Consider the following 599-nt stretch of genomic DNA (forward strand, 5'->3'; position numbering starts at 1 on the left):
GGCGGGACGGCCATGGCCACGTCGTGCCCTCGGCGCAGCAGCTCGCGGCCCACAGCCGCCAAAGGCTCGATGTCGCCGCGGGTTCCATACCCGGCGAGGGCGAATTTCGTCACGGGTCCTAGCCTTGCAGTTGCCGTGCACCGGCGACGTCAGGGGTGCCAGTCCTCACCCAATCCGTCCCACGCGCGCGAAGTTTTCCAGAAGGTCGGCGCTCTTGGTGATGCTGTCCGCGGGCTTCGTCATCCGGGCGGCCAGCTCGCGGGCGCGGGAGACGTAGTCGGGGGAGAGGATCTGGCGCAGGTCGGCCACCAGCGACTCGCGCGTGGTTTGGGAAAACGGGCGGGCGACACCGACTTTCAGCCGATCCACCTGGCCCGCCCAGATCTTCTGATCGCTCATGCTCCAAAGGCTCAGCGTCGGTATTCCGGCGCGCAGACCCGCGGCAGTGGTGCCCGAGCCGCCGTGGTGAACCACCGCCCGGCAGGCTGGGAAGATCTTCGTGTAATTCACCACGCCCACCACCTTGACGTGGTCGGACTGCGGCACACCACTGAAGTCACTCCAGCCGGAGCAGACCAGCGCCCGCTCCCCCAACTCCT

2 protein-coding genes are annotated in these 599 nt (G+C 67.9%); both read right to left on the reverse strand.

Annotated elements, in window-relative coordinates:
• The coding region (locus A9X04_RS30125) for a glycosyltransferase (protein ID WP_156764584.1) at positions 1-113 on the reverse strand (113 nt) is incomplete at its 3' end.
• Positions 114-165: 52 nt separating this feature from the next.
• The coding region (locus A9X04_RS31195) for a glycosyltransferase (RefSeq protein ID WP_369829034.1) at positions 166-599 on the reverse strand (434 nt) is incomplete at its 5' end.

It is taken from the genome of Mycobacterium sp. E3247, assembly GCF_001667785.1.
Classification (GTDB): domain Bacteria; phylum Actinomycetota; class Actinomycetes; order Mycobacteriales; family Mycobacteriaceae; genus Mycobacterium.